The 16,241-nt window shown below is 51.5% G+C and carries 14 protein-coding genes; 5 read left to right on the top strand and 9 right to left on the bottom strand.

Features of this window, described 5'->3' with window-relative positions; all coding sequences use genetic code 11:
- Nucleotides 1–163 precede the first annotated feature (163 nt).
- Both fieF and pfkA read left to right on the top strand, forming a co-directional pair.
- On the top strand, nt 164–1,075 hold the full coding sequence (gene fieF, locus AC1HDJ_RS01615) for a CDF family cation-efflux transporter FieF (RefSeq protein WP_479537195.1): 912 nt from the start codon (nt 164–166) through the stop codon (nt 1,073–1,075).
- 298 nt (nt 1,076–1,373) lie between these two features.
- A complete protein-coding gene (gene pfkA, locus AC1HDJ_RS01610; protein ID WP_438623231.1) occupies nt 1,374–2,336 on the top strand; it encodes a 6-phosphofructokinase in 963 nt (320 codons plus the stop codon).
- A 143-nt stretch (nt 2,337–2,479) separates the two neighbouring features.
- On the opposite strand, the gene glpK is transcribed toward pfkA, so the two are convergent.
- Together glpK and AC1HDJ_RS01600 are read right to left on the bottom strand one after the other, a co-directional pair.
- A complete protein-coding gene (gene glpK / locus AC1HDJ_RS01605; protein WP_479536727.1) occupies nt 2,480–3,979 on the bottom strand; it encodes a glycerol kinase GlpK in 1,500 nt (499 codons plus the stop codon).
- A gap of 150 nt (nt 3,980–4,129) precedes the next feature.
- Entirely contained in the window at nt 4,130–4,975 is an 846-nt protein-coding gene (locus tag AC1HDJ_RS01600; RefSeq protein WP_479536725.1) for an MIP/aquaporin family protein, read from the bottom strand.
- A gap of 514 nt (nt 4,976–5,489) precedes the next feature.
- Between AC1HDJ_RS01600 and zapB the strand changes: the two genes are divergently transcribed.
- Nucleotides 5,490–5,729: a cell division protein ZapB gene (zapB, locus tag AC1HDJ_RS01595; RefSeq protein ID WP_438623228.1), complete on the top strand. Its 240-nt coding sequence runs from the start codon at nt 5,490–5,492 to the stop codon at nt 5,727–5,729.
- 131 nt (nt 5,730–5,860) lie between these two features.
- Here zapB and rraA read toward each other — a convergent pair whose 3' ends face one another.
- From rraA to priA, 7 genes are all read right to left on the bottom strand, one after another.
- Nucleotides 5,861–6,346 carry a ribonuclease E activity regulator RraA gene (gene rraA, locus AC1HDJ_RS01590; RefSeq protein ID WP_479536722.1) on the bottom strand — a complete coding sequence of 162 codons (486 nt, stop codon included), beginning with the start codon at nt 6,344–6,346 and terminating at the stop codon, nt 5,861–5,863.
- Between the two features lie 129 nt (nt 6,347–6,475).
- A complete protein-coding gene (locus AC1HDJ_RS01585) occupies nt 6,476–7,378 on the bottom strand; it encodes a 1,4-dihydroxy-2-naphthoate polyprenyltransferase (protein WP_479536720.1) in 903 nt (300 codons plus the stop codon).
- A gap of 283 nt (nt 7,379–7,661) precedes the next feature.
- Complete coding sequence (hslU, locus tag AC1HDJ_RS01580) at nt 7,662–8,996, bottom strand: HslU--HslV peptidase ATPase subunit (protein WP_479536718.1); 1,335 nt, start codon at nt 8,994–8,996, stop codon at nt 7,662–7,664.
- Nucleotides 8,997–9,005: 9 nt separating this feature from the next.
- On the bottom strand, nt 9,006–9,536 hold the full coding sequence (gene hslV, locus AC1HDJ_RS01575) for an ATP-dependent protease subunit HslV (protein WP_479536716.1): 531 nt from the start codon (nt 9,534–9,536) through the stop codon (nt 9,006–9,008).
- Nucleotides 9,537–9,621: 85 nt separating this feature from the next.
- Nucleotides 9,622–10,503 carry a cell division protein FtsN gene (gene ftsN, locus AC1HDJ_RS01570; RefSeq protein ID WP_479536714.1) on the bottom strand — a complete coding sequence of 294 codons (882 nt, stop codon included), beginning with the start codon at nt 10,501–10,503 and terminating at the stop codon, nt 9,622–9,624.
- A 307-nt stretch (nt 10,504–10,810) separates the two neighbouring features.
- Entirely contained in the window at nt 10,811–11,815 is a 1,005-nt protein-coding gene (cytR, locus tag AC1HDJ_RS01565; protein WP_479536712.1) for a DNA-binding transcriptional regulator CytR, read from the bottom strand.
- 197 nt (nt 11,816–12,012) lie between these two features.
- On the bottom strand, nt 12,013–14,226 hold the full coding sequence (priA, locus tag AC1HDJ_RS01560) for a primosomal protein N' (protein WP_479536710.1): 2,214 nt from the start codon (nt 14,224–14,226) through the stop codon (nt 12,013–12,015).
- A gap of 250 nt (nt 14,227–14,476) precedes the next feature.
- On the opposite strand from priA, the gene rpmE reads away from it, so the two are divergent.
- Both rpmE and AC1HDJ_RS01550 read left to right on the top strand, forming a co-directional pair.
- A complete protein-coding gene (gene rpmE, locus AC1HDJ_RS01555; protein ID WP_438623860.1) occupies nt 14,477–14,689 on the top strand; it encodes a 50S ribosomal protein L31 in 213 nt (70 codons plus the stop codon).
- Between the two features lie 221 nt (nt 14,690–14,910).
- Complete coding sequence (locus AC1HDJ_RS01550) at nt 14,911–16,203, top strand: malic enzyme-like NAD(P)-binding protein (RefSeq protein WP_479536708.1); 1,293 nt, start codon at nt 14,911–14,913, stop codon at nt 16,201–16,203.
- Nucleotides 16,204–16,241: the final 38 nt, after the last annotated feature.

Here is a 16,241-nt window from a genome sequence, read left to right as displayed (position 1 = left end):
GGCTGGCTGCTTTTTTTCAAGCCAGCGGCTCGACAATCTTGTATACATTTGCGTCAGCGCCGGCATAGGCGGCTGAGCGTGGAAAACGTTATACTGACATCAGTTAACGGGCGACATGCAAAAGATGGTGCGCATGAAAACAGAGTCAGGAGTGGTAAGCACAATGAATCAGGATTATGGCCGCTGGGTAAAACTGGCAGCATTATGTTCTACCTTAGTGGCAACCTTACTGCTGCTGGTAAAAATTGTGGCATGGTGGAAAACCGGTGCGGTTAGCTTACTTGCCTCGGTGGTTGATTCACTGCTGGATATTGCTGCGTCATTGACCAATCTGCTGGTGATCCGCTACTCACTGCAGCCGCCAGATGAGGATCACCGTTTTGGCCACGGAAAAGCTGAGTCACTGGCGGCGCTGGCGCAAAGTGCCTTTATCTGTGGGTCGGCATTTTTCCTACTATTACAAGGGATAGAGCGCCTGATTAAGCCGCAGCCGATGGATGATCCCGGTTTGGGGATTGTCGTCACACTGTTTGCCTTGCTAGTTACGTTGCTGCTGCTAATTTTTCAGCGCTATGTGGTGCGCCGTACCGACAGTCAGGCAATTAAGGCTGACATGCTGCACTATCAAAGCGATCTGCTGATGAACGGTGCAATTTTACTGGCGCTGGGTTTAAGTTGGTGGGGCTGGGGCAAAGCCGATGCGCTGTTTGCGATAGGGATTGGCTGCTATATCTTGGTCAGTGCGTTTTACATGGCATATCAGGCGGTACAGTCTTTGATGGATCAGGCGCTGCCTGCCGAAGAGCGTGAGCAAATCCTACAAAAAGTGCGCTCGACTGCCGGCGTGATGGGGGTGCACCAATTGCGTACCCGCCGCGCAGGGCCTACTCGCTTTATCCAACTGCACCTTGAACTGCAAGATGCCTTGCCGCTGGTGGATGCACACCGGATTGCCGACGGGCTGGAAAAAGATCTGATGCAGATGTTTCCCGGTGCTGATGTGTTGATTCACCAAGATCCGGTATCGGCTGTGCCCGAAGAGATGAAAAACAGCGCGCTTGGTCAAACTGTTTAGGGGTAAAAGTAGGCTATTGACGCCGCTCAGACATAAAATGCTAAGCTGAATGGAGTAAGCTTAGCGATCTTGCCTGCTCGCTCGGTGAGATGAGTTACTGTGATGAGCGTCAACGTAGTTTTTTTTCAAAATTGTAATACTCATCACTTAATTTTATTACCGTTAGCGTTACTGGGCGTGAATTAGGGTAGCGTGCCGGTTATTGAGCCACAATGACAGAGCGGCAGTGACATTGGGGGATGCCTGTTGTGCTGTGTGGCTTTAGCTGTCATTAACTTTCGAGAGTCAGAGGGTTGTCATGATCAAAAAGATTGGCGTATTGACCAGCGGTGGTGATGCACCGGGAATGAATGCCGCGATCCGCGGTGTTGTGCGTGCAGCATTGGGCGAAGGATTGGAAGTGTACGGGATCCAAGATGGTTATCTGGGTCTGCATCAAAACCGGATCCGTCAGCTGGATCGTCAGAGTGTTTCAGATGTCATCAACCGTGGTGGTACATTTTTAGGCTCGGCACGTTTTCCAGAGTTTCGTGAAGAGAAGGTGCGTGAAGAGTCTATCGCGAATTTGCGTCAGCACGGTATTGATGCGCTGGTGGTTATCGGCGGTGACGGCTCTTACATGGGTGCAAAAAAGCTGACCGAAATGGGCTTCCCGTGTATCGGCTTGCCGGGCACGATTGATAATGACGTAGCCGGTACCGACTATACAATCGGTTACTTTACGGCGCTGGAAACGGTACTCGAAGCAATTGACCGCTTGCGTGATACCTCCTCTTCGCATCAGCGCATCTCGATTGTTGAAGTGATGGGCCGTCACTGCGGTGATCTGACTCTGGCCGCGGCGATTGCCGGTGGTTGTGAGTTTATCGTTATCCCTGAAGTTGAATTTAACCGTGCTGAGCTGGTGGATGAAATTCGTGCCGGTATCAGTAAGGGTAAAAAACACGCGATTGTTGCCATCACCGAGCATATGTGTGATGTGAATGAACTGGCGCGTTTTATCGAAAAAGAGACCCAGCGTGAAACCCGTGCCACTATTTTGGGGCATATTCAGCGCGGTGGTGCTCCGGTAGCTTATGACCGCATTCTAGCCTCCCGCATGGGTGCGTATGCCGTTGATCTGCTGCAAGAGGGCTACGGTGGCCGTTGCGTTGGTATCCAAAATGAGAAAATGGTTCACCACGATATTATCGATGCTATCGAGAATATGAAGCGTCCATTTAAGGCTGATTGGCTGGCTACGGCGAAAAAATTGTTCTGATTGGTATTGCCGCTATATTCGTGAGTTTTGTTTAGCGCATGTAATAACGGTAGTAAAAGCCGTTAAAGCCGTTCAAGTAAAAGCCACCGCATGCGGTGGCTTTTTTGTGCTTATATTCTGTACTTTTAACGTAACGGCTGAAATTAATCTTCCCAGTGCTGTGCTCGGCTGACGGCTTTTTGCCAGCCCTTATACAGGCGGGCGCGCTCACCGTCAGACATGGTCGGTTCAAATACCCGATCAATGGCCGCTTTGCACTTCAGTTCATCCAGATTTTTCCAAAAACCAATGGCTAAACCGGCCAGATACGCCGCACCCAGTGCGGTAACTTCACGCACTTGTGGGCGTTCAACGGTAGTACCCAGAATGTCAGACTGGAACTGCATCAGGAAGTTGTTTTGCACCGCGCCACCATCAACTCGCAGGGCGGTCAGCGGGGTACTGGAGTCGGCTTGCATCGCATCAAGCACATCACGGGTTTGATAGGCGACTGATTCGAGCGTGGCGCGGATCAGATGGTCACGGTTTGCACCACGGGTTAGGCCGAAAATCGCACCACGGGCGTACGGATCCCAGTAGGGAGCGCCCAAACCGGTAAAGGCAGGCACGACATACACGCCGTTGCTGTCTTTAACCTTGGTGGCGAAGTATTCAGAGTCGAACGAGTCACCCAGCAGGCGCAGCTCATCTCGCAGCCACTGAATAGAGGCTCCACCGATAAATACAGCCCCTTCAAGTGCATAGTTTGGCTCACCTTTCGGGCCGCATGCAATGGTTGTTAGCAAACCGTGGTGCGAACGTACCGCCTCTTTACCGGTGTTCATCAGCAAGAAGCAGCCAGTTCCGTAAGTATTTTTTGCCATGCCCGGATGTACGCACATCTGACCAAACAGCGCGGCCTGCTGGTCACCGGCAATACCAGCAATCGGGATACGAGTACCACCTTTACCACCAATGTTGGTTTGGCCGTAAATTTCCGATGATGGGCGTACTGCTGGCAGCATTTCGCGCGGAATATCCAACGCCTCGAGCATGCGGGTATCCCAGTCTAGCGTATGGATGTTAAACATCATGGTACGCGAGGCGTTGGTGTAGTCGGTAACGTGCGCGCGCCCTTGGGTCATCTTCCAGACCAGCCAAGTATCAACAGTACCAAACAGCAGCTCTCCACGCTTAGCACGCTCACGTGCACCTTCTACGTGATCCAAAATCCACTTAACTTTGGTGCCCGAGAAGTAGGGGTCAACTACCAGACCAGTATTGTGGCGGATGTACTCTTCCAGCCCCTGCTCTTTCAGCGCTTCACAGATAGGCGCGGTACGGCGGCATTGCCAGACAATGGCATTATAAATCGGCTTGCCGGTCTCTTTTTCCCACACAATGGTGGTTTCACGCTGGTTGGTGATACCGATACCGGCTACTTGATCAGAGGTGATACCGGCTTTTGCCAGCACTTCGACCAGTACGGCACTTTGCGTACCCCAAATTTCCATCGGATCATGTTCAACCCAGCCCGCTTGCGGGTAGTGCTGGGTAAATTCGCGCTGTGAAACACTGATAACATTGGCATCGTGATCAAGAACAATCGCACGTGAACTGGTTGTGCCTTGATCCAGCGCAACCATGAATTTTTTTTCAGTCATCGTCGACTCCATTGTTCTATCCTAGGTCAGTTATTCTTAATTTTACGCGCTAATGCGCGATGATTCAGAAGATTATTCTGTCGGCCTGCCGTGTATTTTAAAATGCTGCAGACACGGCAAGTCACATGGGTTCGGTATGGCGATGCGCGCTTAATCACGAATGATCTTAGTCACCGCATTATCGTCATCGGTTATTTTGCAGCTGTTGCAGGGCAGGTTACGGCCAATCATGGCGCGGTAACCGGCAGCACCCAAGCATGCGCCGACAATCGGAGCCAGTATTGGGATAATAAAATACGGGATATCACGGCCACCGGTTAGGGCTATATCACCCCAGCCGGCAAGGAACGCCAGCAGTTTCGGGCCAAAATCACGTGCCGGATTCATTGCAAAGCCTGTCAGCGGGCCCATTGCGCCGCCAATGACTGCAATGACCAAACCAATCAGCAGCGGGGCCATCGGGCCGCGCGGCAGGCCGTTACCGTCATCGGTCAGTGCCATAATCAGTGCCATCAGAACCGCGGTGATCACCAATTCAACCACAAAAGCGTGGCCGACACTGATGGCCGCATGTGGGTAGGTAGAGAACACGCCGGCAGTTTGCAGGCTCTCTACGCTGCCGCGTACGATGTTGTGAGTCGCTTCAAAGTTGGCAAACAGATTTCCGTACAGGAAGTAGATCAGCGCGGCGGCACAAAAGGCACCCGCAATTTGTGCAACGATAAACGGAATGACACGTTTACGATCAAAACAGGCAAACAGCCACAGGGCAATTGTCACGGCAGGATTAAGGTGTGCGCCGGAAACGCCGGCGGTTAGGTAGATGGCCATCGCCACACCAACCCCCCAGATAATACTGATCTCCCACAAGCTCATGGTTGCGCCCGCTAAATTAGCTGCAGCCACACAGCCGAGGCCAAAGAAGATGAGAAGTCCGGTTCCGATAAATTCAGCGGTACATTGTGCGGTAAGCGTAGGGTGATGAGTTGCGCTCATATCTGCAGTCCTGTTGTTATTGTGGAATCCGCAATTGGCAAAATAACTGGTTAGACCAGATAGCTGGCCCGTGGTGTAAATGTAACGTTAAAGTTCGAATACGAAAAATGAGAAAGATAGAATGTGCGCTATCGGTCAAGATTTCTGATTTTTTGCGCATTTTTTAGTGAACAGGCTCAAAATTTAGCAATAAGTAGCGAAATCTGCTCTTTACGCGTTTTCTGATAGCTGAATCAATTAAGCAGGCGGGTATTGACCAAGACACGTAGATTCAGTGGAATGTAATGCAATATGGTGTAATGTTGTTTTTATGTGTTTACTGCGCCGGCGCAATTTTTTAGACCGAAATGCGCATTATCGAACCTGATGTTTCAGGGGATAAAGACCAATAATCACAAGATATATGCAAAGAGAGTAAAAAGCTGCGTGGATAGGGCTGTGGTACAAGCGAGCAGTGGGGTACAATCGGCAATACGTACAGTCGCGATAATGCGATGATTGAGGGAGTATTTATATGTCTTTTGAAGTATTTGAGAAGCTGGAATCTAAAGTTCAACAAGCTGTCGATACCATCCAGCTGCTGCAGATGGAAATTGAAGAGCTAAAAGATCAGAACCATGGTTTGGCACAACAAGTTCAACAGGGTGCATCTGCCCACGAAGCGCTGCTGCGTGAAAATGAGCAACTGCGTTCTGAGCATCATGGCTGGCAAGAGCGTTTACGCGTTCTGCTTGGCAAGATGGAAGAAGTGTAAGACAAAAAAACAGAGCATTTATGCTCTGTTTTTTTATCCGGCGTTCAGTCAGTATCAGCGCAGTATGGGTGGGATAACGCGGAATCACACAAACTGAATATTGAGCGTATATTCACCGGGTTATTGTTAAGTTACTCAATATCGAGCGGCTCTGGCGATAAAATAATACCGGTACTATCAGCGTAGACATGATCTTCTGGCAGGAAAGTGACACCACCAAAATTGACCGGAACATCGGCTTCACCGTGCCCTTGGTTATCAGCACCAACGGGGATCGGCGCGAGCGCCTGAATACCAATATCACTCTCTTCAAGCTCATCTATCTGACGAATTGCACCGTATACGATGATGCCTTCCCACTCATTATCACAAGCTTTGCGTGCCAATGCCGCATCAATCAGCGCCCGACGTACCGAGCCACCGCCGTCAATCAGCAGTACGCGCCCGAGGCCGTTTTCATCTAGCACGTCACTGATCAGTTGGTTATCTTCAAAGCACTTGATGGTGGTGATTTTTCCACCAAAAGAACTGCGTCCGCCGAAGCTGGAGAACATAGGTTCAACCACATCAACTTGATCTAAATAGATATCGCACAGTTCAGAAGTATCATATTTCATAAGATATCAGCTTTGTGATTGAGTGTGCCCAAAGTATAACCCCGCCGGGGGTGATTGCAAAACCACCAGAGGGGGGGGAATACAACGAAAGTCAGTTTTTACTGTTTTAGCTAAGCGCTAGCGGCTGGTTTAGCTAAGTACCAGCCCGATGGCAAACAGGATATTGGTCAGCAGTGCCCCTTTGACCACTTGTTCCAGTAACGGGCGCAGTGCCGCACCATTTGGCTCGTGCCAGACCGCAATGGCATGTTTAATCAGCAGCGGGCTGGCCAGCAGAAATAGCCAGATCACCCGTGTCTGCACGGTAAATAGGGCATACAGGGCCAGACTTAGCAGCGCGCCGCTAATCAGCATCAGGTGATAGCGTCTGCCCCACAGTGGGCCCATGCGTACGGCCAGTGTGTGTTTTCCACAGAGCCGATCAGTTTCGATATCACGCAGATTGTTTAAATTCAGTACTGCGGTGGCCAGTAAACCACAACCGAGCGCTGGCAGCAGTAGGGCCGCCTCAAATGTGCCGGTTTGTAGATAGTAAGTGCCACAAACACCCAGAAGACCGAAGAAAGTCAGTACGGAAATATCGCCCAACCCCATGTAACCATAGGGCTTATTACCCACGGTATAGGTAATGGCCGCGATAATCGCGACTACGCCCATCAGCAGGAATCCGATAATGTCTTCTGGTTTACGGCAGGCCAGCAAAATTAATGTACCGCCGCTGACCAAGGTGAGCAGCAGGGTTATCAGCATCGCGCGTTTCATGCTTTGTGCCGAGATCAGGCCGCTTTGTACGGCGCGGCGTGGGCCAACCCGATCTTTATCGGTGCCCTTGACGGCATCACCGTAGTCATTGGCCAGATTCGATAAAATCTGCAGCAATGTGGCAGTCAGCAGAGCAAGAACAGTAATGGTTGCCTGGAAGCGTCCTTGCCACATAGCAACTGCAGCTCCGGTAATAATTGAGGCTAAGGCCAGCGGTAAAGTGCGCGGACGTGTCGCTTCCAACCAGATAGCAAATTTGGAGTCACTCATGGGTTTGGCTTCAACATAGTTAAGGGTTAAAAAATGGCCGGCAGAGCAAATCATGCGATAGCGCAAGTAGTCTGTGCGAGAAATTTGAGCGCTGTAGTTTACAGCATCTTGCTGGGGTGCGGGTATGACTGTTTGGTTAAATTCACAGCATAATTTGTGCGGGAAAGGGAAAAACAGAGCGCAAGCACGCTCTGTTTTTGATAAGCGGAAAGCGGGGCAAGCCTATTATGGGTGATATGCCAAAGCATGATGCACCCTGATTGCCACCGTTTCGTTTGGCTGATTACAGAATGAAACGGCTGAGATCTTCGTCTTCCACCACATCAGCCAAGTACTTGCTGACGTAATCGGCATCAACAGTGATTAGCTGACCACTGCGCTCGCTGGCATCAAAAGAGACCTCTTCGAACAGACGCTCCATCACGGTATGCAGACGGCGTGCACCAATATTTTCGGTGCGCTCGTTGACGGTAAAGGCAGCATCAGCTAGGCGGCGGATACCTTCTGGCGTGAATTCAACATTCAGGCCTTCGGTTGCCAGCAGTGCTTTATACTGCTCGGTCAGTGAGGCACTTGGCTCTGACAAAATGCGCTCAAAATCGGCACTGGTCAGGGCATCGAGTTCAACACGAATCGGCAGGCGGCCTTGTAGTTCAGGCAGCAGATCAGACGGGCGGGCAACCTGAAATGCACCCGAGGCGATGAACAGGATGTGATCGGTATTCACCATGCCGTGCTTGGTAGATACGGTGCAGCCTTCGACGAGTGGCAGCAGATCGCGCTGAACACCTTCGCGTGAAACATCAGGGCCGGAGCTTTCGCCACGCTTACAGATCTTGTCTATCTCATCGATAAAGACAATGCCGTTTTGCTCAACCGCGTGAATGGCTTGCTCTTTGAGCTCTTCAGGATTGACCAGCTTGGCGGCTTCCTCTTCAATCAGCGCTTTGAGTGCTTCGGGCACTTTGAGTTTGCGTTTTTTCTTTTGCTGACCGGCCAGATTCTGGAACATAGATTGCAACTGGTTAGTCATCTCTTCCATGCCCGGAGGCGACATGATTTCAACACCGGCACTGCCGGCTGCCGAAGTCTCAATCTCGATCTCTTTATCATCGAGCTGACCTTCGCGCAGTTTTTTACGGAAAATCTGGCGGGTATGTGATTGTTCGTCAGTTTTTTCAGTCTGACCCCAGTTATCACGCGGTGGTGGCAGTAGCGCATCTAAAATACGATCTTCTGCCAGCTCTTCGGCGCGCACACGATTCTTTTCGATAGACTGCAAACGCACCATTTTGATGGCTGAATCTGTCAGATCGCGGATAATCGAGTCAACTTCTTTACCAACATAGCCAACTTCGGTGAACTTGGTCGCTTCCACTTTGATGAACGGAGCATTGGCCAGTTTTGCCAGACGGCGGGCAATTTCAGTTTTACCAACACCGGTTGGGCCGATCATCAGAATATTTTTGGGTGTCACTTCATGGCGCAGCGCTTCAGGCAGCTGCATCCGACGCCAGCGATTACGCAGTGCAATGGCAACAGAACGCTTGGCTTTATCCTGACCGATGATATGACGGTCAAGCTCGTGGACAATTTCACGTGGGGTCATTTCAGACATGGTCAGGCCTTAAATTTTGCTTGGAAGTTCTTCGATGGTTTTGTGCTGGTTGGTATACACACAAATATCACCGGCAATGGTCAGCGCTTTTTCCACGATATCATGGGCAGAGAGCTCGGTATTTTCCAGCAGTGCACGTGCGGCAGACTGGGCAAACGGGCCACCAGAGCCAATTGCAATCAGATCATTTTCCGGCTGTACCACATCACCGTTACCGGTAATGATTAAAGAGGCATTTTCATCCGCAACGGCCAGCAGTGCTTCAAGTTTACGCAGAGCACGGTCAGAGCGCCAATCTTTGGCCAGCTCAACGGCTGCTTTAACTAAATTACCCTGATGCATCTCTAACTGACGCTCAAACCGCTCAAACAGGGTGAATGCATCGGCAGTACCGCCAGCAAAACCGGCAATCACTTGGCCGTTATACAAGGTGCGTACTTTACGCGCATTGCCTTTCATTACAGTGTTGCCAAGAGAAACCTGTCCGTCACCGCCAATGACGACTTTACCATTACGGCGCACACTTACGATTGTTGTCACTGTGTGTTCCTCATCGGAGAATTACGCAAAGCCCTGATCATTGTCAGGGCACATAATGCTTAGATGGGGATTTGGGAAAGGAGTTTCAACCCTGAACCGGAAGAATTAAACAGCTCGACATACCGCTGCTTTTTAAACGGTTTTGCTGCTTGTCAGCGGCCGCACGGCTGTTGTAAGGGCCAAGAACCACACGGTGCCAGCTATTGCTGGTACGTAAATTGGCCTCAATGCCTTGAAATGCCAGAGTAGCTTGCACCTCTTCGGCCTGCGAACTGGTGCGGTATGCTCCACACTGAACCAGCCATTTTTGTGGTTTTTCATCCACTTTTTTGGCGGTTTCAACTTTTACCGCTTCACTTCTTGCTGTTTCTGATCCGCGCGGAATTGGCGGCGGCTGTACCAGTGTTGGCTTGCTCTCTTTGGCTACCGCTGTGGTTTGGCGAGGGGGAATTTGTTCAATTTTTGCAGTTGGCTGCCCCTGATTATTGCTGTTTGGGGAGGTGTAGACCGGCTTGTTCTGCGTAATTTGAGTCTCACCATCAATATTGCCGTTGCGATCTGTACGCGGCAAAGCCTGTGGCGCTTGCTGCATCTCGGTTTGCAACTGGGTCAGAATGGCTTGCTGCTCTGCGGTTAACTGGGTTGGCGCGGTGCGATCTTGCATTGGGTTATGCGGATCACTGATCACCACCTCTTTATTTTCCAGCTCTTTAATATAGCTCCAGCGCTCTTCGGGTTTTACCGGCAGGCCATTTTTATGCTTAATTTGCTGCTGAAGGTTGAGTGCCGCATCGGTGTCACGGTTTTTGACGTAATAGACTCCCCCCGCAATACCGGCGATCAGTACAGCAGCAAGGCCGATAGCCATAATGGGCAACGGTCGAGGTGTTTTTTTTGTGTTCCGGCGCGCTTTTGCTTTTGCCGCCGCCGCGCGTTTGCCGCGGGATACATAGTCTCGTTGTGCCACAATGAATATCGAGTCTGACTGTTTAACGGAATAGGATAAACATCCTACTTAACTGAAGCAGATTTGACCAGTTGTGGATGCTAAAAGGGGGTTATTTATCGATCAAATTATGCATTAAAATCAATCATCTCAGGCTTTTCTTGCTCATCGCCGCTGTCATTGCTGATTATTAGCCCGTATATCGCCTGTATTTTGCCCGTTATTGTCCGGATAAAATATCAATGCAGTGCTGAATTTGACCGACGCACGCGCCGGCCAATAACACACGGATGTTTGGCCAGATATTGCCAAACAAACTGGCCACAGACTAGCGGCGCGGCGGGGCGGTACTGGCGCGAACTACCAGTTTTGCATCGAGCAGCCGTGAGCTGGTACCGATATCTTTGCCTCTGAGCATATCAAGCAGCAACTCCATTGACTGGCGGCCAATCTCATAGCGAGGCTGGGACACCGTGGTCAGTGGCGGATCGCAATACTCTGAGAACTTGATATCGTCAAAACCAATGATCGATAAGTCTTGTGGTACCCGAAACCCTAGCTTCTTCGCCTGTTGTAGCGCACCAATGGCCATCACATCACTGTGGCAAAAAATGGCTGTTGGGGGCGAAGGTTGTGCCATCAGTTGTGAAACGGCCTGTGCGCCGGCATCAAAACTGAAGTTACCGTAGGTCATGTAACGGTCTTCCACCGCAATCCCGACACGGCGCATCGCCTGAATATAGCCCTGAGTTCGGTAACTGCACAGCGGCATGCTACTTGGCCCAGCAACGCAGGCGATGCGCTTGTGGCCGAGCTGGGTCAGGTAGTGCACGGCATCAAATGCGGCGGTTAGGTTGTCGATATGCACGGTCGGCAGCTCAAGTTCGGGTGAGAACTCATTGGCCATGACAATCGGTGGCAGGTTTTTTTGTTCCGGTTTGCTGATATCAAACGGCAGATTTGAGCTGAGCAGTAGCATGCCATCGGCTTGTTTGGTGAAAACCAGATTCACAAACGAGCGTTCACGGGCATTTTGCTGTGCGCAATCACCAAGCAGCACCAGATAACCTTGTGCGGTTGCCGCCTCTTCGATCCCACGGATCACATCCGCAAAAAAGGGATCACTGATGTCGGGCACGATCACGACGATCGTTTTTGATTCATTTCTGCGCAGATTGCGGGCAAGCGAGTTTGGAGAGTAGCCAACCTCGACCACGGCTTTTTCGACACGTTGGCGGGTGGCTGTTGAAACCTTATCCGGGTTCATCAGCGCACGGGATACCGTGGCAGTCGATACGCCTGCAAGCTGGGCAACGTCCTTCATTGTTGCCATATACGATTCTCCTACATTTCTGAGGGTTGTGTTCTCCCTGTCAGCAACAGGCTGCTAAATTCGCAGCCAAACGAAAATGCTGCTGAACGACAATATTGTAAACAGCTGTGACAGTAGGAAGAATGCGTTTCATTGCGGAAATTACATTCTTTTCGTGATGCAGTTCGCTTTTTGAGCGCAAAGATCGATGTGGCACGTTAAATCATATCGATAGGATCAACATCAAGTGTCCATTTTACTTTGCGTGCTAGCGGTAACATTTCGCAGGCTGGCCGCGCCAACGTCAGAATATTTTGCAGCACTTTGCGCGAGGGGTGCTGGATAAGGAGTTGCCAACGGTAGCGTCCGGCACGTTTGCTTTGCAGCGAGGGAGCAGGGCCGAGTAGCCATAAATCGTCGGTTTTCAGCGGGCTGGCATCCAAAATAGTGCGGATTTGGGTTAGCAACTGGCAAGCTGGGTCTCCTTGATTATCTTCTGCCCGAATCAGCACATGGTAGGTAAACGGCGGCAACCATGCGGCCTGCCGCTCTAGCAGTGCCTGACCGGCGAAGGCTGGATAACCCTCTGTCAGCAATGTCTGCAACAGTGGGTGTTCTGGCTGGTGGGTTTGCAGCAACACTTCACCCTGTTTTCCGGCACGCCCGGCGCGCCCAGCTACTTGTGTGTAGAGCTGGGCAAAGCGTTCGGCGGCGCGAAAATCGGCCGAGAACAGTGCGCCGTCAACATCGAGCAGTGCCACCAAAGTCACGTTGGGGAAGTGGTGGCCTTTGGCCAGCATTTGGGTGCCGATTAAAATCTGGCTGCGCCCTTGCTGTATATCCTCTAAATGCTGTTCAAGTGAGCCTTTCCTGCGGGTACTGTCGCGGTCAATGCGGGTGATGCTAAATTCCGGCATCAGCTCACCGAGGGTGTGCTCTAGCTGTTCTGTTCCCACACCCACTGGTATCAGCTGGGTTGATCCACACTGCGGACATTGTGGCGGTACGGGGTACTGATTATCGCAATGGTGACAGCGCAGATCGCGGCTAAACTGATGAAAGGTATAGGGGCGCTCACAGCGTGGGCAGTGGGCAACCCAGCCGCACTCATGGCACAAAAGAGCCGGTGAGAATCCGCGCCGGTTTAAAAACAGCATCACCTGATTGCCCTGTTGCAGATGTTGACGCATACGCACCAGTAACTCAGCCGAAAGGCCTGCTTGTACCGGCTGGCCTTTCATATCCAGCACATATTGCTTCGGCGGTTTGGCATTTCCGGCCCGCACGGTCAAGTGCAGGTGGTGGTATTTTCCTTGCTGACAGTTGTGCAAACTTTCCAGCGCCGGCGTGGCTGAGCCTAGTACCACGGGAATGTGTTCTTCATAACCGCGCATAACCGCCAGATCGCGTGCGTGGTAGCGCCAGCCCTCTTGCTGTTTGTATGAGCTGTCGTGCTCTTCATCAATCACCAGCACGCCGGGGCGGGCCAGCGGGGTAAACAGGGCTGATCGGGTGCCAATTACAATGGCACTTTCACCCGAGCGCGCGCGCCGCCACACCGCCAACCGTTGGTTATCGTTGAGTGCTGAGTGCAGAACATCGACCGGAACATTAAAACGTTCACGAAAACGGGCGATGGTTTGCGGTGTCAGGCCAATCTCGGGAACCAGCACCAGTGCTTGTTTACCCTGTGCCAGCGCCTGCTCTATCACGCTGAGATAAACTTCGGTCTTGCCTGAACCTGTGACCCCTTCGAGCAACCAGACGGCAAAATCGCTGCGGCTGTTGATTGCGGCCACGGCGGTGGCTTGCTCGGTATTCAGGCGCGGGCGCTGCTCGCTGGCGCGGTAGGTGGGCCGCCAGTCGTGGCGCTGTGGGGTTTTTAGCTGCACATCGATAAACCCTTTTTGCCTTAGGGTATTAAATGCGCTATCACTGCAGCCTTGTTCTTGCAGCGCGGTTTTATCAAGTGGCCCGTTACGCAGTGCCTGAATGATTTGCCACTGTTTAGGCGCACGTTTGAACTGGGTTTGCAGGCTGATTTTACCCGGTTCGGTCAGTTGCCAGTACTGCTCGGCAGCTTGCTCGGTGCTCTGGCCTTGACGCAGTAATACCGGCATGGCTTGGGTTAGCACATCACCGAGCGGATGCTGATAATAGGCGGCCGCCCAGTGCAATAAGCGCCAGATCTGTGGTGACCAGAGAGGATCGTGATCGAGCAGTGCGATGATCGCTTTGCACTGATCATGCGGGATCTCGGCGCTGTCGGTCAGGCTGTCAATCACCCCGATTAATTCGCGCCGCCCGAACGGCACTTTAACCCGCATCCCCGGCAATACCGGTTGGCCCGCAATCTGCGCAGCAGGCAGCAGGTAATCAAACAGGCGTGGCAGGGGAACGGGCAGGGCAATTCGGGCTACAGATTCAGTCATTTGGGCAAGCGGCTCGTTGGGTCAGAGAATACAGTGTAAGGGGAAGCAGAGAGTAGATCGATCCTTTGTATTAAAAAGGGTATGATTAGTGGTGAAAAAGGCGGCAGCCTGCTTGAAAGGTGGGGATGAATGCCGTATTATTTTGCGCCTTATAACTGTGTTATTAATCCTCGTGTGGTGTTTGGCAAATTACCGTGTAAATCAGGGTAAGGTTGACCAGATAGCGACACGGCCTTTACTGAGGTTTCCCATGAAGCAAGGTATCCACCCAGAATACAAAGAAATTACTGCAAACTGTTCTTGCGGTAACATCATCAAAATCGGTTCTACCGGCCACGACGTAAACCTAGACGTGTGCGGTAACTGCCACCCGTTCTACACTGGTAAGCAGCGTGAAGTTTCTACCGGCGGCCGTGTTGACCGTTTCAACAAGCGTTTCGGCGCACTGTCTGCGAAGAAGTAATTCTTCTTACTCCAGCAGTATTGCGAAAGCAGAAAAAGCACCTTTGGGTGCTTTTTTTATGCCTGCGATATTGCTCTGCAATACCTGCCATTCCGTAGTGATTTATATTCTTGCTGACACGTTTTTTCAGATGTATCGGCTGGGAATCCCCCCTCATATTGCTTATCATCAACGCCGGTTACGTGCAGTAACACAAAAACTAATAACGATAGGAATGTCTGATGTCTGCCGATTTTCGCCAACAAGCTCTTGATTACCACGCTTACCCAATTCCGGGAAAAACTGCCATTGCTCTGACCAAACCTGCCGATACAGCGCATGATCTGGCACTAGCCTACAGCCCCGGAGTGGCAGAGCCGGTACGTGAAATTGCGCGTGATCCGGAAAATGCTTACCGCTATACCGGTAAGGGTAATTTAGTGGCGGTGATTTCAAACGGCACGGCAATTTTGGGCTTGGGCAATTTAGGCCCGCTGGCCTCTAAGCCGGTTATGGAAGGTAAGGCTCTGTTATTCAAACGTTTTGCAGGCATTGATGCGGTTGATATTGAGGTCACTCACGATACGGTTGAGCAATTTATTGATACGGTAGCTAATATTGCAGATTCGTTTGGCGGCATTAATCTGGAAGATATTAAAGCCCCTGAGTGTTTTGAGATTGAACAGCGTTTGATTGAGCGCTGCCGTATTCCGGTTTTCCACGATGATCAGCACGGTACGGCAATTGTTACGGCAGCCGGTGTGCTCAATGCGCTGGAAATTCAGGGCAAAACCTTGCCGCAGGCCAAAGTGGTCTGTCTAGGCGCGGGTGCAGCGGCGACGGCCTGCATGAACATGCTGATCAAATGCGGTGCGGCACGTGAAAATATCTATATGCTCGATCGTAAGGGCGTGATCCACGCTGATCGCAGTGATCTGAACGAATTTAAGGCGCTGTTTGCCAATAAAACCGACAAGCGTACGTTGGAAGATGCGATGACCGGTGCCGATGTCTTTATCGGTGTTTCCGGCCCTGATCTGTTGCCTGCCGAAGCGTTGGCGCTGATGGCGAAAAATCCGGTGGTGTTTGCTTGTGCTAACCCTGATCCGGAGATTAAACCGGCACTGGCGTTTGCCACCCGCAGTGATCTGATCATGGCAACCGGTCGCTCTGATTATCCGAACCAAATTAACAATGTACTCTGCTTCCCATTCTTGTTCCGCGGTGCGCTGGATGTGCGTGCGCGCGCGATTAATGATGAGATGAAACTGGCTGCGGTTGAGGCTATTCGCCAATTGGCAAAAGAGCCGGTACCGCAGGATGTGCTGGATGCCGCCGGTGTTAGCGCGCTGGCGTTTGGCCGTGATTACATCATTCCAAAACCGATGGATCCACGTTTGCTTGAGCGTGTTCCGCAGGCTGTTTCGGCAGCGGCTATTGCGTCAGGAGTGGCTGGACATGTGGTTGAATCGCCACGGAATCAGGCTGCGGATGTGGCCAAAAGCGTAACGGCGACAGAGCCGGTTAATCTGTAATTTTGGTTGCCTAGCTCTTAGCATCTAGCCCTTAGTGT

This window comes from Plesiomonas sp. ISS29, assembly GCF_056522795.1.
The sequence above is the reverse complement of the archived record's forward strand: the minus strand, read 5'-3'. Positions and strand labels throughout refer to the sequence as shown.